20 protein-coding genes are annotated in these 21,001 nt (G+C 43.3%); 6 read left to right on the top strand and 14 right to left on the bottom strand.

Annotated features, from left to right (window positions below; translation table 11 throughout):
* Nucleotides 1-1,812, top strand: coding sequence for a DUF262 domain-containing protein (locus LX99_RS10245; RefSeq protein WP_109607797.1), 1,812 nt, complete (start codon nt 1-3; stop codon nt 1,810-1,812).
* 59 nt (nt 1,813-1,871) lie between these two features.
* Here LX99_RS10245 and LX99_RS10240 read toward each other — a convergent pair whose 3' ends face one another.
* The 8 genes from LX99_RS10240 to LX99_RS10205 all read right to left on the bottom strand — a co-directional run bounded on the left by LX99_RS10240 (nt 1,872) and on the right by LX99_RS10205 (nt 10,318).
* Nucleotides 1,872-2,768, bottom strand: a complete 897-nt coding sequence (locus LX99_RS10240) for a ribose-phosphate diphosphokinase (protein WP_109608065.1) — start codon at nt 2,766-2,768, stop codon at nt 1,872-1,874.
* A 71-nt stretch (nt 2,769-2,839) separates the two neighbouring features.
* On the bottom strand, nt 2,840-4,255 hold the full coding sequence (locus LX99_RS10235; RefSeq protein ID WP_109607796.1) for a nicotinate phosphoribosyltransferase: 1,416 nt from the start codon (nt 4,253-4,255) through the stop codon (nt 2,840-2,842).
* 4 nt (nt 4,256-4,259) lie between these two features.
* Nucleotides 4,260-5,156 carry an NUDIX domain-containing protein gene (locus tag LX99_RS10230; protein WP_109607795.1) on the bottom strand — a complete coding sequence of 299 codons (897 nt, stop codon included), beginning with the start codon at nt 5,154-5,156 and terminating at the stop codon, nt 4,260-4,262.
* A 252-nt stretch (nt 5,157-5,408) separates the two neighbouring features.
* Nucleotides 5,409-6,095, bottom strand: coding sequence for an NUDIX hydrolase (locus LX99_RS10225; protein ID WP_022832448.1), 687 nt, complete (start codon nt 6,093-6,095; stop codon nt 5,409-5,411).
* A gap of 71 nt (nt 6,096-6,166) precedes the next feature.
* A complete protein-coding gene (locus LX99_RS10220; protein WP_109607794.1) occupies nt 6,167-8,074 on the bottom strand; it encodes a DUF294 nucleotidyltransferase-like domain-containing protein in 1,908 nt (635 codons plus the stop codon).
* Nucleotides 8,058-8,762, bottom strand: coding sequence for a 3'-5' exonuclease (locus tag LX99_RS10215; protein ID WP_109607793.1), 705 nt, complete (start codon nt 8,760-8,762; stop codon nt 8,058-8,060). Before LX99_RS10215 ends, LX99_RS10220 begins: the two co-directional genes overlap by 17 nt.
* Before the next feature lie 105 nt (nt 8,763-8,867).
* Nucleotides 8,868-9,824, bottom strand: a complete 957-nt coding sequence (gene rlmF / locus LX99_RS10210; protein WP_245927888.1) for a 23S rRNA (adenine(1618)-N(6))-methyltransferase RlmF — start codon at nt 9,822-9,824, stop codon at nt 8,868-8,870.
* 23 nt (nt 9,825-9,847) lie between these two features.
* On the bottom strand, nt 9,848-10,318 hold the full coding sequence (locus tag LX99_RS10205; protein WP_211318995.1) for a pyrophosphohydrolase domain-containing protein: 471 nt from the start codon (nt 10,316-10,318) through the stop codon (nt 9,848-9,850).
* A 271-nt stretch (nt 10,319-10,589) separates the two neighbouring features.
* On the opposite strand from LX99_RS10205, the gene LX99_RS10200 reads away from it, so the two are divergent.
* The 5 genes from LX99_RS10200 (at nt 10,590) to LX99_RS10180 (ending at nt 13,878) form a co-directional block, all read left to right on the top strand.
* Nucleotides 10,590-10,940, top strand: a complete 351-nt coding sequence (locus tag LX99_RS10200; RefSeq protein ID WP_109607792.1) for a hypothetical protein — start codon at nt 10,590-10,592, stop codon at nt 10,938-10,940.
* A gap of 239 nt (nt 10,941-11,179) precedes the next feature.
* Nucleotides 11,180-11,857: a pseudouridine synthase gene (locus tag LX99_RS10195; protein ID WP_109608062.1), complete on the top strand. Its 678-nt coding sequence runs from the start codon at nt 11,180-11,182 to the stop codon at nt 11,855-11,857.
* 57 nt (nt 11,858-11,914) lie between these two features.
* Nucleotides 11,915-12,184, top strand: a complete 270-nt coding sequence (locus LX99_RS10190; RefSeq protein ID WP_109607791.1) for a hypothetical protein — start codon at nt 11,915-11,917, stop codon at nt 12,182-12,184.
* Nucleotides 12,185-12,302: 118 nt separating this feature from the next.
* Nucleotides 12,303-13,604 carry a DEAD/DEAH box helicase gene (locus tag LX99_RS10185; protein WP_109607790.1) on the top strand — a complete coding sequence of 434 codons (1,302 nt, stop codon included), beginning with the start codon at nt 12,303-12,305 and terminating at the stop codon, nt 13,602-13,604.
* Between the two features lie 28 nt (nt 13,605-13,632).
* Nucleotides 13,633-13,878, top strand: a complete 246-nt coding sequence (locus LX99_RS10180) for a DUF1456 family protein (protein WP_022832440.1) — start codon at nt 13,633-13,635, stop codon at nt 13,876-13,878.
* Between the two features lie 72 nt (nt 13,879-13,950).
* Here LX99_RS10180 and LX99_RS10175 read toward each other — a convergent pair whose 3' ends face one another.
* The 6 genes from LX99_RS10175 to LX99_RS10150 all read right to left on the bottom strand — a co-directional run bounded on the left by LX99_RS10175 (nt 13,951) and on the right by LX99_RS10150 (nt 20,997).
* The gene (locus tag LX99_RS10175) at nt 13,951-14,508 is read right to left on the bottom strand and encodes a CAP domain-containing protein (protein WP_109607789.1); all 558 of its coding nucleotides are present in this window, start codon (nt 14,506-14,508) and stop codon (nt 13,951-13,953) included.
* Nucleotides 14,509-14,617: 109 nt separating this feature from the next.
* Entirely contained in the window at nt 14,618-15,415 is a 798-nt protein-coding gene (locus LX99_RS10170; RefSeq protein WP_109607788.1) for a hypothetical protein, read from the bottom strand.
* Nucleotides 15,416-15,825: 410 nt separating this feature from the next.
* Nucleotides 15,826-16,761, bottom strand: coding sequence for a phosphatase PAP2 family protein (locus tag LX99_RS10165; protein ID WP_109607787.1), 936 nt, complete (start codon nt 16,759-16,761; stop codon nt 15,826-15,828).
* Between the two features lies 1 nt (nt 16,762).
* The gene (locus tag LX99_RS10160) at nt 16,763-17,389 is read right to left on the bottom strand and encodes a sterol desaturase family protein (RefSeq protein ID WP_109607786.1); all 627 of its coding nucleotides are present in this window, start codon (nt 17,387-17,389) and stop codon (nt 16,763-16,765) included.
* Nucleotides 17,390-17,666: 277 nt separating this feature from the next.
* Nucleotides 17,667-18,404, bottom strand: a complete 738-nt coding sequence (locus LX99_RS10155) for a CDP-alcohol phosphatidyltransferase family protein (RefSeq protein WP_109607785.1) — start codon at nt 18,402-18,404, stop codon at nt 17,667-17,669.
* Between the two features lie 25 nt (nt 18,405-18,429).
* Nucleotides 18,430-20,997: a DUF5686 and carboxypeptidase-like regulatory domain-containing protein gene (locus LX99_RS10150; RefSeq protein WP_109607784.1), complete on the bottom strand. Its 2,568-nt coding sequence runs from the start codon at nt 20,995-20,997 to the stop codon at nt 18,430-18,432.
* Between the last annotated feature and the right edge of the window lie 4 nt (nt 20,998-21,001).

Below are 21,001 nucleotides of genomic sequence, written 5' to 3'. Positions count from 1 at the left end.
ATGGGACATATAGCAAATAAGATTGACGCTAAAGATAAAAAATTAACAGAGGTACTTAATGGTCAAAGATATCGGATTGATGCGTTTCAACGAGAATATAGATGGCAAAGAAAACATATTGAAGCGTTGATTAGTGATTTAACTACCAGTTTTTTAAATAACTACGATGAGGGACATCAGATTGATGACTATGATCAATATGATTGTTATTATATGGGGCCGATTGTTCTTTGTGAAGATAAGAACGAATTATCAATTGTTGATGGTCAGCAGCGTCTTACCTCTTTTACTTTATTACTTATTTTCCTTAATCACGCACAATCACATTTAGAGTTAGGTAAAAATCAATTGCGAGATCTCAATCCCTTCTTTTACGTTACCAAAGCAGGTAAAAGAACTTTGGTCTTAAATGTTGAAACAAGAAGAAAGGTTATTGAACACTTATTACAGAGCCCTGATACAATATACAGCAACGTTGAAGAATTCGATAGCAAAGAGCAAGATGGTAGAGATATTCAATATGATCAATCAGTTTTGAATATTATTGACAGATATGAAGATATAACCAAGTTATTCCCTGAAGATATTCTTAGTCAAAATAAATTACCTCTTTTTGTAGAATGGTTGCTCGAAAAGGTACTACTTGTAGAGGTAAAGGCATATAGTATGGAAAATGCTTATACGATTTTCGAAACAATGAACGACAGGGGTATGACTCTTAGCCCCACTGAAATTCTCAAAGGCTTTCTTTTATCGAAGATAAATGACGAAGAGAAAAGTGATGAAATGAATGAATTTTGGAAGTCGAGAATTGCGGAGATTAATAGTCAAACAGACGGCGATTTAGATTTTTTTAGAGCTTGGCTGCGGGCGAAGTATGCCGTATCGATAAGGACTAAACAGAGCGGTGCTGAAAACGAAGATTTTGAACTTATTGGTACTCAATTCAATTCTTGGGTTAAGAATAATCCATCTAAAACCTTTTTAAAGTCACCTGATGATTATTACTTTTTTATCCAATCTGATTTTGATTTTTATTCGTCATTATACATTAAAATATACAGTTTGAAGGAGACCCACGATGAAGATTTTGATATTATTTACATTGCGAATTTTTACCCATTAGCCGATTCAATATTCTATCCTTTGATGTTATCTCCAATTTCTAAAATAGATGATGAGAAGGTGATAGATGAAAAGTTGGTGCTTGTAGCAAATTTCATTGATTGTTATACAAATGTTAGGTCTATATTAAGTAAGCCGATCACTCAGAGTACGATAAGGTATTCTATGTATGATTTTATTAAAAATATAAGAAACTTAGATGTTAGTACGCTAAAAGAAAAGCTATTTTCAGAATTGGAGAAATCGATGAATGAAGGAACATTATTATCACAATTTCATCAAATGGATAATTGGGGCTACTATCATTATTTCTTCGCACGAATATTGTATTATCTTAATACACATGATTGTAACTTTGTTCAACTCATGAGAAGTAAAAGGCAAAGTTCTTTTGTTCTTGCAAGAATCTTTGAAACTGTAGACAAACCAGAAGAGGTTGAAGATGGTCAATGGGAAATGGTTATAAATTCAGTAGCTAACTACTGTTTAGTGAGGAGGCATGATATAGAAACGATAGAAACGAAACGTTCTCCAGCTACAAAGTTGAAGTATCTCTTAAAACAAGATTATTTACCTGAATTGACCGGAGTTATCAATATATCTTCGGAACTTTTCGAGTTCATTCAACAGCGGGACGCTGTTTTAAGAGATTTGGCATCGGATATTTGGAATTTATCTAATGTGTAACTTTGAATAATCTAAGCAGGTATGAATGGCTACTCCTGCTTAGATTACTCCCCTCACCCTCAAATCAAACCCGCCACACTCTTCACCTCCACAAAATCATCCCCCTCTAAATCCTTGCAATTCACATGCGTATCGGTACAGATCAACTTCTTAATAACCCTGCAAGCCTTTAACTTCCCAATCCCATCATTCACAAACAAACCATGGGTAGTGATCACATAAATATCACCGGCACCGGCGTTTTTATAGGTTAGGGCGGCATTTACAATACTGCCGCCCGAGCGGATCATATCATCGTAAATAATAACCGTTTTGCCGGCTACGTCAGCGTTGATGGCGCTTACTTCGGTGTGGTCGCCTTTTAGGCGGCGTTTCAGGATGAAGGCGGCATTTACGCCCATATCGTTGGCTAATGATTCAACCCATTTGGCGCGGCCGGCATCGGTGCTGGCCATTACAAAATTGTCGCCGCCGTAGCGGGTGGCTGCCTCAATCACAATGTCCTTGCAGTACACGTGTACAGGGTACAGATCCTGCTCAAAATAGTACTGGATGCCCTCGCTATGCAGATCAAACAGCATTACCTTGTTGCCCCGGTTTGATTTGGGTATGGCCGAGAGCAGGCGGGCGCGGGTTTTGGCGGTCACAATTTCGCCGGGCTTTACGGCGCGTTCCATGGTGCTGTAGCCAAAGTAAGGGATCACCAGCGTAAGCGAATCGGCGCCGTAGCTTACCAGCGATGAGGCCAGATCGTACAGCTCGAGGGTGGCGCTATCGCTTACGGTACCGCCTATCAGTAGCACCTCACGGCCTTCAACGTTTGATAGGATGCGCTGGTAGCGCTCCCCATCGGTAAAGTGGCTCACTTCAATTTCGCCGCGCTCGCAGTGGCCAAGGGCCAGCACTTTTTCGGCAAGGTATTCGTATCCGGTTATGGCAAAAAGTAGTTTTTTCATTTTTTTTAAAAAAGCTAAAGGCTGAATGCGCAAGGCTTAAAGCTTTTGGATTGCTGGGTGACTATTAATTATTAATTCTGCAAATTATTAATTACCTGCTCAAAGGTAAATTCTTTAATGATATGGCCGTTCTCAAAAACGGTTTGCAGCTGGTCGGCCAGCTCAGGTTGTTCGCCTTGGTGAATGGTTTTGTAGCCTTCGGTAGTTTTAACCAGTTTCAGGCGGCCGCCTTTGCTCTTTTTAAAGCTTGGGGTAATGTTGCCGTCGGCATCCATTTCGGTAGGACTTTTTTCTACGTTAACCTCTTTGCCATCAATTACCGCAGCGCTGCATTTCAGGGCGAATTTCTGGGTGTCGCGGTCAACCTTTTGCAGTAGGGCGCCGCCCATGCCCAGTACCAGGTTTTCGGCGCTGATGCTGTTGGCTTTAAGGGCTTCGTATATTACACCTATCTCGGTATAGTTAACGCCATCGCCTTGTATCACCCTAACCTGTGGCGGCAACACTTTGTAGCCCTTGGCATTGGTGGTAAAGCCGAATTTATCAAACAGGATACTGAAAATCTCGAGCAGGGTACGTACCGGGTCGCCGCTATCGGGGCGGATCACCAGGGTGCCGTCGCGTTGCAGGATTTCCTGTTTCAAATCTTCGCCCCAATACTCGCTGCAGGCGCGGAAAATGTTAAAGCTATCGCTCACGCAGGCAATAACGCCGGTTGGGAAGCTGCGCAGTACATGTTTAAATACCTCGAGTTCGCCTTCTTCGCCAAGCAGGGTACAAATGCTGTGCTCAGTAGCGGGGATGCTGAGGCCATGCACCTTATCGGCATGATAGTATTTGATAGCCATGCCTGATCCGGCCAGGTTATCGCTGCCTGCAAAGCTTAATAAATGCGCGGCACCGCCCAGTTTGGCGCTCTCCACGCTGCTCACCCCGCGGAAACCGAAGTCATTCAGCACAAAACCAATCCCGCCAAAAGCTTCGGGTGTGGCGGTTTCTTCATAGTAGCGGGTAACCACTTTTTTAACCTCGTGGCTTAAGGTGGCCACGGTGCAGGGGTACCAAACCTGCATCAGCAAGGTTTCTAAAAAGTTGGTGAGCCAGTAGCATTCCGGGTCGGTGTTTTCGATGGTCATGAGCACGTTGCCGGTGGGTACGCTGCTGCCCTCGGCCACGGCTTTGATGCGTACAGGCAGGTGTCCGTTGTATTTATCCAGTATGTATTGAAACTTGCTGCAATCAAACACATCGTTACGACCAAAAACCTGTTTTAAAAACTCGTCGGCCTCGTCCAAATCAATTTGGTTAAAGGCAGGCCCCTGCAGGTATTCCTTCAAAAAATATTGCAGACCGAAAAAAACGGTTTCGTTAAACATACCCCCACGGCTTTCCAGGTAACTGTAAATTTGGGTGGTGCCGGGGTAGTAAAATTTATGGTGGGCGTATTTATATGCGTCGGCTAAGAGGATCAGATTTTCCTTTTTCATGGCTTTAGTTTTTAAGGTATTTGCCGGTGATGAAATTAAACAAATCAACGTGTTCTTCACTTACAGAACCGTCTTTTATCATGAATGGCAGGTCGGTTAATTTAAACCAGGCCAGGTCGGCAATATCATCCTGGGCTTGTGGCTCGCCATCAATAAAATCGCAGCTAAACAGCAGGGTAATGATCTTATCGGCCTCGCTGCGGTAGCGCCAATCATTTATTTTGGCCGATGTTTCGTATTGCATGGTGGTTGTTTCCATTTCGCCGCACTCTTCAGTGAGTTCGCGTTTGGCGGCATCCTCGTAACAGGCATCTTCCGGATCAGAAAATCCGCCTACAAAGCGCCATTTATTGTTGATGGCCTTTTTGCCAAGCAATATCTCGCTGCGGTTATTCCTGAACAGGGCGACATCCACGGTTGGGTAAACTTTAGCGTACTGGTTGTAGTAGGCGTACAGGATGCCCGCGCGGAAATCTTTTGAGTCAAATACCTTATCGGCATATTGCTTACGCAGCTCGGTAGCGTTGTAATCGCCGTGTTCGGGCAGCTCAACGGTTTCAAATTTGCCGCTGTAGTAGGGGATAAAACTATCGCGGCTACCGTACAAACAAAACTGCTCGGCGCTGAAAACGCTTTTCAGCAGGTTATCCAAATTCTCCGACCAGATCTTATCGCTCGGGTTATCGCTTATCGGCAAAACAACTACCTCGGGGTAGTCTTTCTTGATCATTTTTTCGCGGGTGTAATAGTCGTAAGGGTTTTTGCGGCTGCCTTTAATGGGGCTTACACCCAGCAAGATAATCAGCTTGGCGTGTTTTTGCTTAACCTGTGCAATCAACTCCTTATGCCCTTCGTGAAGGTAAGGCGTTTGGAAGCGTGCTATAATTACTGCGGTTTTCATTTTATTTTGTGTTAATTATACGCAAATATAAATATGCGTTTTTAATACGCAAATTATTTTTTTATTTTTTTGTAGATGCTTATCGTAAAGCGGGGAGGGGTGGGTTTTGTTTGGGAGGAAGCATACTAATAATGCGGGGGCACACGCGACACGCGTGCGCCAGCAGCCATAGTTACGAAGATGTAAAGGTTTTTCGAGATGGCAATTTTTAAAGTCTCCACTACCGGGGGAGATTTAGAGGGGGCTGGCTGCTCATATCTCAAAGCTAATCCCTTCCTTCTTCAACAAAAAATACTTCTCTTCGTTAAAGCGGAACAGGTTGCCCGGGCGGCCGGCGCCTTCAAGGGCTTGTTTTTCGTTGGTCTCTTCCAGAAAGCCGTATTTGGTGATCTTCTTTTTAAAGTTACGGCGGTCAAAAGGGCGGTCGAGTACGGCGAGGTATAGTTTCTCCAGTTCGGAGAAGGGGAATTTTTCTTCCAGCAGTTCAAAGCCTACTGGTTGGTACAGCATTTTGCTTTTAAGGCGCTCATGCGCCACGCTGATGATGGTAGTATGGTCGAAAGCCAGCGAGGGGAGTTTTTTGATGTTGAACCAGGCTACGTCGCTGGCATCGGTATCTGCTTTTACATCAAAGGCATCTGGTCGTACCAGGCCGTAGTAGGTGATGGAAATCACGCGGTTACGTGGGTCGCGGCCCGGCTCGCCAAAGCTATACAATTGCTCAAGGTAACTGATACTGATGCTGGTTTCTTCCCTCAGTTCGCGCTGAACGGCGTCTTCTAACGATTCATCATCGCGTACCAGGCCCCCCGGTAGTGCCCAGCTGTTTTTAAACGGCTGGATATTGCGTTTAATAAGCAGCACGGATAGTCCTTCTTTCGAAGTATATCCGAAAACTACGGCATCAACAGCAACTTTTATGTTTTGAGCACCCGGCATATTACAAAGTTATGCAATGGGAAACGGCGGGGCAAGAGGGAAAAATAAGTATTGCGGTTTATGTTACCGGCTTACCCAAACAAATTATTAGTGAATTCCAGCTTGATCCTGGTTTGGAAGTTATCGATCGTTTTAAAGATCTCCTTCAACGCAACCTTTTCAATTTTGGTGAGCTTATCCGGGTCGATGTAATTATCTGGTTCGGTGCGGTCCTGTATAATTTGAGATGCCTGGTTACGTAACCTGAGGCTCATCAGGAAATAATACGATTGTGTAAGCTCTTGTGCTTCCTGTTCGCTGAATACGCCTTTTTCTTTCAGGGCTTTGAGGCGCTCGCCGGTGTTTACCTCAAAAACACGGTGGCGCAGGGCATAAACGCGTACCAGGTCTACAATAGGTGTCATCGATTTTTTGATATCGAATACTTCCTGGCTGCCTTTGGTAAAGGTTTTGATGTTTTTAAAAAAGGTTAGCGGCGGCTCATATTGCAGGGCATTTTTTGCCAGGTGGAAAAAAATCTTGCCCAGTGGTTTTTGCAGTTCCTCATCCAGAAACTCTTTAAGTTCATTCATGATACCCGCTTCACCATACAAATAGCGGCAATCAAAAAAGGTAGAGAACTGGATCACTGTTTCGGGTACGGCCTCGGTCATCCAGCTTTCATAGTTGCGTTTCCAGTGCGAAAGCGAGTGTGTCCATTTGGGGTTTTGGGCCATGTAGCCGCCTGTACAAAAGCTAAAGCCAATATGGTCCAGCTTTTCGGATACCTGTTGGGCAAAGTCAAGGAAATACCCGCGCACCTGCTCGCGGTGCTCGTTGGCCTTATCTTCGTAAATGATGGCGTTATCCTGGTCGGTTTTAAAGGTTTGTTCCTTTCGGCCTTCGCTGCCAAGCACCATAAAAACAAATTTGGCAGGCGGCTGCCCCATGGTTTCAATAACACTTTCAATCACCTTAACGGCTACGGTATCAGCAATTGTGGTAATTACCTGGTTCACTATCTCCGCGTTAACGCCCCTGCCAAGCAATTGTGTAACCATTTGCGGCACAGATTCCCACTTACGTTTCAGTTCCTGTACCGAAATGGCTTGTTTTACTGACTGGATAAATACCAGTGGCGATTGCGCCTGCTCGGCCAGTAATTTATTCCTGCTGATACTGCCCACAAACTCGTTGCCATTTTTTATCAGCAGGTAACGCGTTTTGGTGCGGAACATCATCAGGATAGCTTCATAAACATAGGCGTTGGTGCTAATGCAAACAATAGGGTTATCCATTACATTGGCTATAGGCTGCGCGGTATCAACCTGTTTGGCTGTTACATTATCGCGCAGGGTAATATCGGTAGCGTAGCCAATAATTTCGCCCTGGCTGTTCCGGATAAAAATACAGCTTACTTTATGTTTGGCCATTAAACGGGCCGTTTCAAAAACAGGTGTTTCGCTGCTGCACGAAACAATGTCGCGGTATTCGATATTTTCAATCTTGCGCGAGTAAAGCTGTTCTGAAGCGATATAGCTTTCCTCGAAAGTAGCAGGTTTTTTATAAAAATGAGCAAATTCGTCATTCAGCATCCGCTTGCCAAAATCAGAAGTGAAGTATTGAAAAAACTCTTCGTAGGCTTTACAAAGCGAGCGGAAATCTTTACGGTGCAAAAAGAAAACCGTGGTGCCTTTTTTAGCTATAACCGTGCGGATAGATTGCTTTCGGTTTAGCAATACCGAAATACCACCGTAGCAATAGCCCGGGTAATGATGCTCAAGCAGGCGCTTGTTTTGCTTGCTGTCGTAAAAAAAAGATTCATATTCGCCTTCGGCAATGATATCAACGCCGCGCATTTTAGTTACTTCCTGCTGATAGATCAGGGTATCCTTACTGTAGCGGATCTCCTGCAACTGATCGGCAACTTCCTGTAATACATCCTGCGGGAGCAGATCAAAAGGAGCAACTTTGCTTAAAAATTCAAGACGGTGAACCATATAACCAAAAAGCTATGATGATAATTAATATTAAAATAATGGCGGCAGGTAAAAGGTATTTTTGTTCGGAGCGGATTTTTTGCAGGTAAACTTCCTGGTGCTCCACGCTGTCTTCGTTAACATCGCCGCGTTTACGCATTTCAAAAAAACATTCGGCCGTGGCTTCGGCGTCTTCTATGGCGTTGTGCTGCCTGTATAAGGTCTTGCCAAATAAAAACTCATACAATTGGTTTAACCTAAGGTATTTGGCCTGCGGGTTTTGCACCCATTTGGTGGTGGCCAGCATGGTGCAAAATGTTTTCAGGTTATCCAGCGGATTGGCGATGCCGGTGCGGAAAAATTCAACCCCGGCAACATTCAGGTCGAGCTCAATGAAATGGCCTATTACCAGCGGTTCAAATTCAAGCAAATCATTGGCAAGTTTGCGCATTACATCTTTACGCCACTCGCCATTCTTTAATAAAAACTCAGGTGTAAGTCCGTGTACTTTAAAAGCCTTTTCGCTGATGATGAAATCGTTATCTTTTATGTAATGATCTTCCCGCTTTACTTCCCGGCCATCATTAGTAAACACTATCCACGATACCTGGAGCGCGTAAGGCCAGTTATCGTTATTACAATAGGGCTGGTCCCACTTAATGGGCAGGCCGGATGTTTCGGTATCTATAAATAAAAGGTAATCTTGCACATGCTAAATTTATGAATTTATTTGAATGATGATACATGATGGCCTTCACAGATCAAATAAAACAGATTTGCATGCCGCCAAGCGGCCCTTTATATTATGTGAAAATTAACGATTGAAGGCGCTTTGTTCTTCATTAGTCAAATAAGTCCAAGCCATCAGGCGGCTCATCTTTTGCCCTTGCGACATGTTGATGGTTTGCACATCTTTTACGCCTTCTTTTTGCAGGGCGTTATACAATACCCTGAGGTTTTCTTTTTTTGATACGAGAGTGGTAAACCATAATACCTGTTTTTCAAAAGCCTTGCTTTGAGCGGCCATCAATTTCAGGAAGTTGGCCTCGCCGCCGGGGTACCATAGTTCGGTATTTTGCCCGCCAAAATTAAGTATCGGTTGTTTATCCTTACGCAAGCCAAGGTTGTCCCACTTGCGTGCAGAGCCTGCCGCGGCTTCTTTGGCCGAGGCGTGAAACGGCGGGTTACAAATGGTTAGGTCAAACAGTTCGCCGGGTTTGATAATGCCTTTAAATATATCGGCCTTTTTGCTTTGCTGCCTCAGCTCAACAGCCAGTTTTAGGTGGGTGTTTTGTTCGATGATTTTTTGAGCCGATGCCATGGCTTCCAAATCGAGTTCGGCTCCCACAAAATTCCAGCCGTATTCTTTAAAACCTACTATCGGGTAAACCAGGTTGGCCCCCGTGCCAATATCCAGCACCCTCACTTTGCGGCCTTTACGCACAACACCGCCGTTAACAGCAGCCAGTAAATCGGCCACATAATGAATGTAATCCGCCCTTCCGGGTATCGGCGGGCACAAAAAGCCATCAGGAATATCCCAATGCGCTACACTGTAATAATGCAGCAACAACGCCTGGTTAAGCGTTTTTACCGCTAATGGGTTGGCGAAGTTGATGGTTTGGTTGCCGTAATCGTTCATCCGCACAAAGGGGCGCAGCGCCGGTAAGGTTTTGATCAATGCCTTAAAATCGTACCCCTCACGATGTTTATTGCGGGGGTGCATATTGGTTTTTACCTCGGGCTGGCTGTTTGCTGGTGATGATGACAAAGCGGTTAGTTTTTAGTGAATGATTAGCCTATAATACCTTTTAAATCGGCAGGCGAATAGTTGATTGATTTTAGTGTTTTGTGATCAGCGGTACGGTATACCAGGTACAGGCCGTCAATTTCTTTGTAATAAGCGTCAGTACCGGATTTTGCTTTGTAATGGGCAATGGTTGCTTCGGCTTCTTCAACGGTTTTGCAGGCTTTGCTCATGTTTGAGCGATGAACTTCATCAAACAACTCCTTAAACCTTGATCCTAAACCAAATTCAAGTACCGCGCCCGATAATACATACTGCAAATCGCAAAGGGCATCGGCTACTTCAATTATATCATTATCATTAATAGCCTGTTGCAATTCCTTTAGTTCTTCGGCAATCAGTTCAACACGCAGGTCTGAACGTGATTTTGATGGGATGGCCGGCTTTTCAATAATAGGATGTTTAAAGGTGCTGTGAAATTCGGCAACCTGGGTTAACGCGCTTAAATCTTTAATCATGATGATCGGGAGCAAATACAATTAAGCGGCTAAGGTATGAATTAACCCACAGGCCATCAAAAAATTAATAATTCAACGCTGATAAAATATCCTGGCTTACGAAAGAAATACGATTTCATTTTTTTTATTCCTGCTGATTCTCAATTAATAAAAAATTAACAAATATTACTATTGTTAACATAAAGATAATATTAAATCAACTTGAATTTAACTTACTTTTGTGTGTCAAAATATTGATACGTTCAACCAATCTGATTTCTAATCCATTCACATGAAAAATATTAAAGATAAAGCAGCTACCAAACAAGCCCGTAAAGCATTAAAAAAGCAGTTAAAAGAAAAGCTGACCTCTCAGATAGAAACCCTGGTAAGTGAATTTGGCCCCGACATTAAAAAAGCAAAAAAAGCTATTGATAAAGCTTCAAAAAACCTGGCTAAAACATTGGCTTCAAAACTAAGTCCCGTGGTACACGTGGCAACAGTAGCCGAAGCGCCCAAGGCAAAAAAAGCCAAAAAAGGCGACGCGGTAGTGCTTGCAGAAAAGGCGCCGGTTGTTGCAAAGCCGGTAAAACCGGCTTCAAGCAAAAAAGCTGAAGCTTCTGAAACTGAAAAAGCGGAATAAGTACTGCTTAAAGTAGTTATTTTGTTTATTTTATATCCTAAAGTTGGCTGATTGAAAAACTCTTCAGTCAGTTTACATTCTAATTTATTGCATTACTGATTTTATAAGTTAAGCCGCTCGTTTTTGGGCGGCTTTTTTATTTTATGGAGATATTGCTTTGTCTTCCGGAAAGAGTCAATTACATGCCTTTACTTTCAGAAACAAAAAATCACTGTAAATTCGGTGTTTGTAAAATGCCTATGTTAGAGATCATATACCGCGATGAAAACCTTGTAGCTATTAATAAACCTCATGGTTTGCTGGTTCACCGGTCGCCCATAGCGGCAGATGCTTCTCAATTTGCCCTGCAATTGTTGCGCGACCAGATTGACGCAAAGGTAAACCCTGTTCATCGTATCGATCGTAAAACCGGCGGCATTTTGCTTTTCGCTTTTGATAAGCAAACAGAGATAGCCATGCAAAAGGCTTTTATGGAGAACCGGGTAAGTAAAAAATACCTTGCCATAGTTCGGGGGCATACTATCGATGCCGAGGACATTGATTATCCGCTACGTAAGGAGAACGGCACACTTCAGGATGCTTTTACATCGTACACAACCTTAAAACGCGCGGAGCTTGACATCGCCTTCGGCAAGCATCCAACATCAAGATATTCGTTGGTTGAAGCCGTACCCGCCACCGGCCGTATGCACCAGCTGCGCAAACACCTGAGCCACATTTTTCACCCCATTATAGGTGACCGTACCCATGGCTGTAACAAACAGAACAAGCTGTTTTCAGAACGCTGGGAAATGAATACCATGTTGCTGCACGCCTCGCAGTTAACTTTTGAACACCCTGTTACCGCGATGGAGATAAATATAGAGGCCGGGCTTCAACCCGAGTTTAAACGGGTAATGGATATCATGGGCTGGTAGTTAATTAACCATAAGGCAAACTTTTAAACAAAAAGGTGTTCCTATTGTATAATATACATGAAACAACCTGTTATTTATGATCTGGATACTGATGATGGTTTGCGTCATATCACGATCCGGCCGGTACACCAGAAAATGCCCGGTACAGATGTTTACGCCACAGGGGTGTTTAGTTTAGATGAAGGCGAAACCGACCTTGGCGATATTGTTTTTGATGATAACATGCAAGAGTGGGAATATACGGGCATGGGTAACCTGAGCCATAATGATGCTAAACATATAGCACGGTTTGTAAAGCTTAACCTGAATGCCCTCGTTGCGGAGTAGATAAGAGAAGCATACCTGGAAACATTTTCTCTTTCCCCTTTTCAACCAAGTGTAGATGTAACTCCTGGTCTTCGCCCCCGAATATTTACCGTATCTTTGCGGTTCATTAATAAATTCGATGATTAATCAGGCGCTTAGTAACCTTGGCATAACTGCCCTTAACCCCATGCAGCATGCCGCGCTCAGCGCCGCCAAAACGGGAGATGTAATTTTGTTATCGCCCACCGGGTCGGGCAAAACGCTTGGTTTTTTATTGCCCTTGCTTGGTATGCTTAAAAAAGACGTAAGCACGGTACAGGTAATGATCCTTGCCCCGTCGCGTGAATTGGCTTTACAGATAGAGCAGGTTTGGAAAGCTATGGGCACCGGCTTCAAAATTAATTGTTGCTATGGCGGGCATGCGGTTAAAGTTGAGCGTAATAACCTGTCGCAGCCCCCGGCGGTTTTGGTAGGTACACCGGGGCGGATAGCATATCACTTACGCGAAGAAAACTTTAGTACCGAAACCATACAAACATTGGTGCTGGATGAATTTGATAAGGCGCTCGAATTTGGTTTCCAGGAGGATATGGCTTATATCATCAGGCAGATGCCGGCAATTAACAGGCGCATCCTTACTTCGGCTACCAAAATGGATGAAATCCCGGCCTTTACCGGGATCACTCAATACAAAGAAGTCAATTTTTTAACCAATACACTATCGGCCCCCGATATCAAACAAATGGCAGTGATCAGCGAGGCCGCTGATAAGCTTGAAGCCTTGTTCGCTCTCATTTGCAAAATAGGAAACAAAGCTACGCTTGTATTCTGTAACCACCGCGAAGCGGTAGACCGCATTAGCGAGTTACTGTGGTATAAAGGTTTGGAGCATGATATTTTTCATGGCGGTATGGAACAGGACGACCGGGAGCGCGCGCTGCTTAAATTCAGGAACGGGAGCCACCGCCTGCTGATCACTACCGATTTGGCATCGAGGGGGTTAGATATCCCAGAGATTGAATTTGTAATCCACTACCAGCTACCTCATAACGAAGAGGCATTTGTGCACCGCAATGGCCGTACCGCCAGGATGAATGCCAAAGGCACCTCGTACCTGATGCTCGCGCCCGATGAAAAGTTGCCTTATTTAAAAGAGTTACCCGAAGTTGAAGTACTGCCCGAAAAGTTAATTTTTCCGCCCGCATCACCATGGGTTACGCTTTATATAGCAGCAGGTAAAAAAGATAAGGTGAACAAGGTAGATATAGTAGGCTTGCTGCTAAAAAAAGGTGGATTAGCAAAGGATGACCTCGGGTTGATAGAGGTGCTCGACCATTCGTCGTACGCGGCTATTAAGCGCGATAAAATAGAAGCTGTGGTGCGACAGATCAAAGCGGAAAAAATTAAAGGAAAAAAAGTGAAGATGGAGATTTCGCGATAACTTTGTTTTAACGAAAAAAGAGATAAAGATGAGCAATAATGATATAATGAAAAAGCTGCGGGTGGCTATGAAATTTACGGATGATGATATCATCAAAGTGCTGGCGTTGGTTAATTTCAGGATCACCAAAGCAGAAATAGGGGCCATATTCCGCGCCGATGATCATCCCAACTTTAAACCCTGCGGAGACCAGATATTGCGTAACTTTTTAAACGGTTTGATCATTTATAAACGCGGACCGAGAGAGCCAAAGCCGAAACCACAAGCAGAATAAGTTGTCTGACCCCGATTTTTTGAATTTAACGAATGCAAAGAAAATTTCCCCAAATTCGAGTTCAGACAAATCTCAATGCCGCTCAACCGGTTTTTCCTGTATTAACCTGTATTTCCCGGATTTGATGAGCTTTTGCTGCTGAGCCGAGAACTCGGTACGGCCACCAAAATCCTGCACCCAGTAATTTTTGTATTCGGCAACGCCAATTTCTTTAAAATCGGGGTTCATCAGGTTTTGGCAGTGCCCTTCGCTTTTAAACCAGCCATCCATTACTTCGGGAATGCTGAGTTGCCCCTGCGCTATATTTTCGCCGATGGCAAAGCTTTTATAGCCTTTAAACTTGTAACCTGCAGAAACTATCCTGTCTTCCATGCTACGGCCGTCTTTACTGGTATGGCTGAAATAGCTTTGCCGGGCCATATCTTTAGCATGGGCAATCGCCGCATCCTCCAGGTCATCGTTCCAGGTGAGGGGAGGGGCAGGCGGGAAGTACTTATTGCCGCAGTTGCAGCCTTTTTGCCGGGTGGCGTTTATCCGTGCTAAAAATTCGGCTTTAAACCTGCTGCTGCTTTGGCTGTAGGCACTGTTAAAGCCAAACAGCACAATCAACATAATTATCAACTTTTTCATGTTAATGTTTTGACACGATTAAACGCTTGCAGTTTAATTTATTTTTTTTGCTTTCGGATATGTAAACGCCGGCGGCCGCCTCTCTTTCTCTTATAAAAAATAAAGGCGCTTATAACGATGAGGACAATAACAATAATGAGGAGGATGGAAATGCTACGCTCCTGGCTGATTTGAGCATGGGCCTGCGCCTGAAGTTGGCGGTATAAACTTTTTTTTTAGCCAGTATCGAATCCTTCTTTTTAAGCTGGATGGTTTTGGCAATATTTACCTGGGCAATGCTGTCTATCGTTACCTGGTTCAGGCTATCGTCCAGAAATTCGTGTCGTTTGATGGCGATGGCAGCCTTTTCAAAATCATTCATTTTACGATAAAGCTCGGCGTAGCCAACCTGAACTATCGACTCTTTTTTAGGGTCATGCGTTTTTAAGGATAAGGCCAAAGCATCGTTCAAATCCCGCATACTTAGCTTATAATCTTTTATATCGCTTTTAATGGCAGCAAGTTCAACCAATGAGGCGATGATGTTCAGCGTATCCTTCCGTTGCCTCGATATGGTGTTCGACTGTAGTATAAACCATTTGGCCTGGCTAAATTTACGTTGCGAGCGGTATACCTTAGCCAGCGCGTTAAAGCTGGTGCGCAGCCCTAATGTATCATTATAAGCCGAATAGCTGTGCAGGGCAAGCATGGTATAATTTAGCGCCTCTGTTTGAAAATAGTATTTCATACGGCGGGTGGATACGGTGTCGTAACCTAAGTAATGAGCCGCGATCTGGGTGTAAATCGGACCTTTAAGCGAATCGCTGGTTACCTGTAATTTTTGTTTAAGACTGTCCAGCTCACTTGCGCGCGCGGTCAGATTAAACACAGCGGTGATAATAATAAGTAGAGTGATAAGTCTCTTCATATGAACCGATTACCCGAATATACAATTAATGTTTCTATTTTTTCTCAAATAGTGTGCCTGTTCAAGGGAATAAACGGCGATTTAAACAACTTATAGGGCTTTTTGTGCGATTGCAGCGCCTTAGGGCTTGTTTTTCAAATTGATAGGCACGAAAAAAATGTTCAACATCTGTTAATAGGCTTTTGAAGGCGACTTGTTGAACCCGCCGAAGCGTATATAAAAAAGGAATTGTTGTATTTAACTTATAGCGAAGTGCAAATGCCGTCAAGATTGCATCGGTAGCAAAGACTCCCCTCAATAATACAAGCGGAAATAAATTTAAAGCCGTTTCGCGAAATCAACGACGCTCTCCCCGTAAGTCAGGGATATGGTGTTTTATTTACCCTGAAAATGATTTGAATTTAATGGTTCTAAGAAATTACCCGCTGATAACTATTGAGAGCTTGTTGCATAGCGGGAAATTTCTTCACTGAAAAATTGAAAAGCGCTATGCCCAGGCAAGCTGTGGTAATACCCGCCAATACGTCCAGCACATAATGATGGCTCGCGTACACCGCCGTAAACCAAATACCAACAGTAACTATCGCGAAGAAAACATTAACCCAGCCCAGGCGGTTTTTTAACCCATAGTAAAGTACAATTACCGGGTAGGAGGAATGCAACGACGGCATGGCCGCGAACACATTGGAACCTTTTGTATAGATGTTTTTAAAGATTTCGGCGTGGAAAAATGCATCAAACCGTGCCAGGCCCGCGGTATTACCCATGGTTAGCGGGATAAAATGAAACCCGTGTTGCTGTACAAACCATGGCGGAGCTGCGGGATAAGCGTAGTAAACTATAAACCCCAGCATGTTCACCAATACAAAAGTTATTGAAAAATTAAGGAACTGCTTTTTGTTTTTAAAAAACAAATAAGCCGCGAAACCCAGCGGTACAGGGATCCAGCACAAATAAAACAAGCCCGATATTACATCAATATAGGTTTGGGTGTTGGCCAGCCAGTACTCGTTAGGGGTAAGTAGCTTGCCATTAAAATGGATCCCGAACAAGTGCTTTTCGGCATTGTAAAGCTGGGCTATGTGTACCGGGTTATAGTTGTAGTTGGGGAAGGCCTTCATGTAATCAAAAATGATCCAGTACACTATAAAAATAGTGAAGCCTAAAATAAACTTACGGGTTATGGCCGAAGCATAAAAAAGCACATTAAAAATCAACACAAGCGTTAGCTCATCCGGTTTGTACCCTATCAGGAATGTTGAAAATGCCAGGTAAGCGATAGAAAGCAGCGAAATGATAATGATCGAGCGGATATTTACCTTAACGCCGTGGTTGGCACTGCCCATGCTATTTTTTTAAGAAATCTGAACGGAAAATTTTATCCCAAAACGGCGAGCTTACACCGTAACCTTTATCAGGGTCCTGGTAGTGGTGCAGCATATGGTGTTGCTTTATTTTTTTGAATAAACCACTTTTAAAGTTAAAGTGGTGCATGGCATAATGCGAAATATCATAGATCAGATAGCCTAAAATAAAGCCTGGAAAAAATCCCCAGATGTAATTAACAGGTAATAACCATTTAAACAAAAAGAAAAACCCGGTAGCTAACGGAATGCTTAAAGATGGTGGTAACACCAAGCGTTTGGCGTCGCTCGGATAATCGTGATGTACACCGTGCATAATGAAGTGTAAACGTTGCGCCCATTCCAGTTTTTCGCTCGGGTGATAGTGGAATACAAAGCGGTGCATCACATATTCTGTAAGCGTCCATATAAACAGGCCGAAGAAAAACATGCCGATATAGCCCAGGATATTGAACCCCATCGTGTCGAAATATTTGTAGCTGCAATAGCCGATAACAGGTACAAAAATATACAAAGGCACCGTCCAGTGAACTTTTGAAAGAGCCTCTAAAAAATCGCTTTTAAACATCCTCACAGACTCCTGCGAGTTGGATACATATTTCTTTTTCATGTTATAATCAGGTTTGAAAATGCTTTCAGGATCTCCCTGCCTGTTTATGGTGTGTTTAATTATTTAAGGGACGAGCGGTTGTTAACCGATAAGGCAATTTTAGCAAAGAAACGAGCTTATGTAAAGGCCTTTGTTTTAATGTTGCGAAGATATGATATTTGTGCCTAAGTCGAAAGTTCTACGTCTGAAGTTCTAAGTCCGAAGTCAGCAGTCGAGAGCCTGAAAGTATTTAAACCCTCGACTTAGAACTTAAGACTTCAGGCTCGGAACTTTAGACTTATTTCCCTTCCTCTTCCAGTTTTATCAATGCTTTTTTAGCCTCTTTTAAGCGGTTAAAGGCAGTTATGTTAGTAAGCACTGCAAGGATTACCAACGGGATGGTAAATATCGATATGGTTTCAAATACATGGAATTTAATTCCGGGGATAAATAACTTGTAGTTACCGCCTATATATTGGGCCACAATGCCTGATAGGGCCGCGCATAAACCAATGGTAACTACACGTTCGGGGCGCTGCATTAAACCGCCTTTAATTTCAACGCCAAGGCCTTCGGCACGGGCGCGTACGTAACTTACCATCATAGAACCTATCAAGGCTATAAACGCCGCTATCGAACTTAAAAAGTAGTGATGGGCCACCAGGTAATAGCAGATGCCCAAAAACATAATCAGCTCACTGTAGCGGTCAAGCACCGAATCATATAATGCCCCAAATGTTGATTTCATGTTACCTAAACGTGCAACCTGCCCGTCAAGCATATCAAACAATCCAGCAAACAATATCAATCCGCCGGCCCAGCCAACATAACTCAGGTCGCCGCGGTTACCTTCTTCCGCTCCTAAAATAAATATGCCTGCTACGCCCACATTCAGCACAAAACCGATAGTGGTAACGGCATTAGGAGTTAAGCCGATTTTTATGAGGATCTTTACAAACGGATCAATAACCTTATAAATACCTAATTGAAGGCTGGTTCTAAAAGATTTTCTCAATGTTGTTGCTTGTTGTTCCATTTTCTCTACGTATTAGGCGCGATGTTTAAAAGTCGAATTTAACCCTTGTACGAAGTCCCCATTGGGCAACATTTGGCTGATCAAGGTAATTAAAGCGTCTTACAAAATCTATGCGTATAAATTTAAATATATTTTCGATACCAACACTACCTTCAACATAAGGCGTTTTGCCCAAAGTGTAAGTAATAGGTACGCCATCGGTACCAACCGGTAACTGGTATAAGGCCGGGTGTATTGATGGGTTGTTCTGATCAGACAGGCCACCGTAAAGTACTTTAACCGATGCTGTTTCGCGCCATTTCAGTTTCTTTAGCAAAGGTATTTTGTTAAAGAAGAAACCGCTGAAGTGCTGATCGATCCTGAAACTCGCGTACTTATCGCTCACAAACTCCAGGAAGTTCATCAGGTTATACGAATCAATATCGTAAGCGTAGGTTTGGTTGGCCCGGTGAATAGTTAACAACGGATATGGAACGGTACCGAAGATTTTGCCTGCCGAAACATTGATATCCGCGTAGCCTAACTGCGAAAAGTAAAAACGCTTATCGGCACGGAAATCAAGTTTCTGGTAGTTGTATTCGCCGTTAAATAAACCTTTTATCCCTGCTGTATAGTCTAACTCAAAGGCGGGGTATTTGTTTGGAATAGGTATCCTGTAAATCTTTCCCTGGTAAAACTGCTCATGAGGTGCCCAGCGCACGCTACCGGTTAACTCGGTAGTAGTAAGCTGGTGAACCGAATGGGCAAAGCCATCAATTACATTGTTAAAATATAATGATCCTGCGGGTTCCTGTGTCCACCTTTTAAAACCCATCTCGTACGAGAAATGGCTTTCCAGTTCATGCACATAGTCAAAGCGGTAAAAATCGTTATATAAGAACTTGTCGTTCACGCCGCGCTTAAATGATAGCAGGAAGTTATCCTCCTGCACAAACTGCAGGCTTGCGCCCGGAATTTTTGTATCGCGCTGAAAGCTTGCACGGATATAGTTTTGCGGAAAACGATAGATGGATTTATCGTTAAGCGAATAGGTAGCACTTAAGAAGTATTTCCAGCGCTCATCTTTAAAACCGTAAGCGGCATAAGTTTCAAAATAATAACGTTTACTCAGTTCGGGCGTGGTACGGCCACCCACACGTAACCTAAACCCTTCAACCGGGTTGAAGCTGTAAAACGTGTTTGCGGGGCCTAACTCAAATTTGCCAAAACCTTTATAGCCTGCCAGTAATAACGTAGCAATATCTACCGTACGTTTAAACGAGGGCATATTGCGCAAACTATCAATATTTTTATAAACCTTACCCTCGGCAGCGGTTAGCGTATCGGGTCTGTTTTCCTGCCAGAACGATTCCGGACGGTGCTTCACTTCATCGCTCAGTTCGGCATATTCCGATCCCTCGTAGGTGGTATCCGGCCGGGCTTTATTCACCACATAATTGCTGAACGTTATGGCCCTTATCCCAAACAACCCACTCTTCGCATCTTTTTTAGAGGCGCCAAAATCTGCAATGGTAGTGCTTTTGCTCAGGTGGTAACGCCCGTCGGGGTTTTGCTGAAACTCCAGGTTAACAGTCATCGACCTGATGAAGTTGATATTGATATGCTTGTTGATGGTCAGATCACATTTCTGAACGGCAAAGTTACCATCCTGCGTAATGTAAATACTACCTTCAAATAATACATCAGTAGTGTTGCGCGGGGTAAAATCAAGCTTGATCAGCTTTTGGTTGTGCTCATCAACAATGGTATCAGCAATAAAAAATTTGTAATAGTTTGGCGAGTTGTCTGAAATAGGACTTAAAAACTGGCTGGTTATTAAAAATACGTTATTGGTGTAAATATCAACCTTGTTGTACAGGTGTTTAAAATATTGGGTAAGGCCTTCATTATCAATGCCCGGCCCGTAATTAACACTTTTTTGACCTAATACGTTTTCCCGGGTTTTTTCAGGTTTTTTACGATAGTAAACCTGCTGTACTTTTTCATCCAAATAAATTGGAAGCAAGGATTTACCCGGCACCAATGAGCTGTCGCGGTTATCTAAAATGAATTTGTATTTGCGGAAAAACTTCCTGTCGGAAAACTGCGCGGATACATTGCTCAGCGCGAACATCATTTTGTCGTATTCCTTGTACTCTACGTAATTATAAGCTTCAGGGCGGTTTTTTTCCTTGTTTTCAATAACCTTACGAATCAGTTCTACAGCCGGGTTATCTTTATTACGATACCTGGTAGTTCTTTTGGCTGATTTTACCACAACTTCGTTCAACTGTTGCGAGGCGGTGGACAACCGTACATTAATTACCTGTTCTTTACCTGGCACAACGGTTAAAAACGCGTCTTTATAGCCTAAAAAAGAAACTTTTATTTGTTTTAAATCCTGGTTTGATGTTACGAGACGGTATTTCCCGTTTACATCGGCAGTGGTGCCTATGGTGGTACCGGTAAATGAAATGCTTACAGAAGGCAGGGTTTGTTTGTTACCGGCATCTGTAACGGTACCGGTTATTACCGTTTGCTGTGCATACAAAGCCGAAGCTGAAAAGAACAGTATCAGGAAAAATAAGCTTTTATAAATTCTTTTAAAATCCATGTAT

It is taken from the genome of Mucilaginibacter oryzae, assembly GCF_003148845.1.
GTDB classification, from domain to species: Bacteria; Bacteroidota; Bacteroidia; order Sphingobacteriales; family Sphingobacteriaceae; genus Mucilaginibacter; species Mucilaginibacter oryzae.
The sequence above is the reverse complement of the archived record's forward strand: the minus strand, read 5'-3'. Positions and strand labels throughout refer to the sequence as shown.

Excerpts from the sequence above, each read along its gene's own strand:
- LX99_RS10200 (WP_109607792.1), top strand. The coding sequence starts at position 10,590 with ATGAAAAATATTAAAGATAAAGCAGCTACCAAACAAGCCCGTAAAGCA.
- LX99_RS10175 (WP_109607789.1), bottom strand. The coding sequence starts at position 14,508 with ATGAAAAAGTTGATAATTATGTTGATTGTGCTGTTTGGCTTTAACAGT.
- LX99_RS10160 (WP_109607786.1), bottom strand. The coding sequence starts at position 17,389 with ATGAAAAAGAAATATGTATCCAACTCGCAGGAGTCTGTGAGGATGTTT.
- LX99_RS10220 (WP_109607794.1), bottom strand. The coding sequence starts at position 8,074 with ATGGTTCACCGTCTTGAATTTTTAAGCAAAGTTGCTCCTTTTGATCTG.
- LX99_RS10190 (WP_109607791.1), top strand. The coding sequence starts at position 11,915 with ATGAAACAACCTGTTATTTATGATCTGGATACTGATGATGGTTTGCGT.
- LX99_RS10235 (WP_109607796.1), bottom strand. The coding sequence starts at position 4,255 with ATGAAAAAGGAAAATCTGATCCTCTTAGCCGACGCATATAAATACGCC.
- LX99_RS10155 (WP_109607785.1), bottom strand. The coding sequence starts at position 18,404 with ATGGAACAACAAGCAACAACATTGAGAAAATCTTTTAGAACCAGCCTT.
- LX99_RS10230 (WP_109607795.1), bottom strand. The coding sequence starts at position 5,156 with ATGAAAACCGCAGTAATTATAGCACGCTTCCAAACGCCTTACCTTCAC.
- LX99_RS10195 (WP_109608062.1), top strand. The coding sequence starts at position 11,180 with ATGTTAGAGATCATATACCGCGATGAAAACCTTGTAGCTATTAATAAA.
- LX99_RS10150 (WP_109607784.1), bottom strand. The coding sequence starts at position 20,997 with ATGGATTTTAAAAGAATTTATAAAAGCTTATTTTTCCTGATACTGTTC.
- LX99_RS10245 (WP_109607797.1), top strand. The coding sequence starts at position 1 with ATGGGACATATAGCAAATAAGATTGACGCTAAAGATAAAAAATTAACA.
- LX99_RS10205 (WP_211318995.1), bottom strand. The coding sequence starts at position 10,318 with ATGATTAAAGATTTAAGCGCGTTAACCCAGGTTGCCGAATTTCACAGC.
- LX99_RS10240 (WP_109608065.1), bottom strand. The coding sequence starts at position 2,768 with ATGAAAAAACTACTTTTTGCCATAACCGGATACGAATACCTTGCCGAA.
- LX99_RS10180 (WP_022832440.1), top strand. The coding sequence starts at position 13,633 with ATGAGCAATAATGATATAATGAAAAAGCTGCGGGTGGCTATGAAATTT.
- LX99_RS10170 (WP_109607788.1), bottom strand. The coding sequence starts at position 15,415 with ATGAAGAGACTTATCACTCTACTTATTATTATCACCGCTGTGTTTAAT.
- LX99_RS10165 (WP_109607787.1), bottom strand. The coding sequence starts at position 16,761 with ATGGGCAGTGCCAACCACGGCGTTAAGGTAAATATCCGCTCGATCATT.
- LX99_RS10185 (WP_109607790.1), top strand. The coding sequence starts at position 12,303 with ATGATTAATCAGGCGCTTAGTAACCTTGGCATAACTGCCCTTAACCCC.
- LX99_RS10225 (WP_022832448.1), bottom strand. The coding sequence starts at position 6,095 with ATGCCGGGTGCTCAAAACATAAAAGTTGCTGTTGATGCCGTAGTTTTC.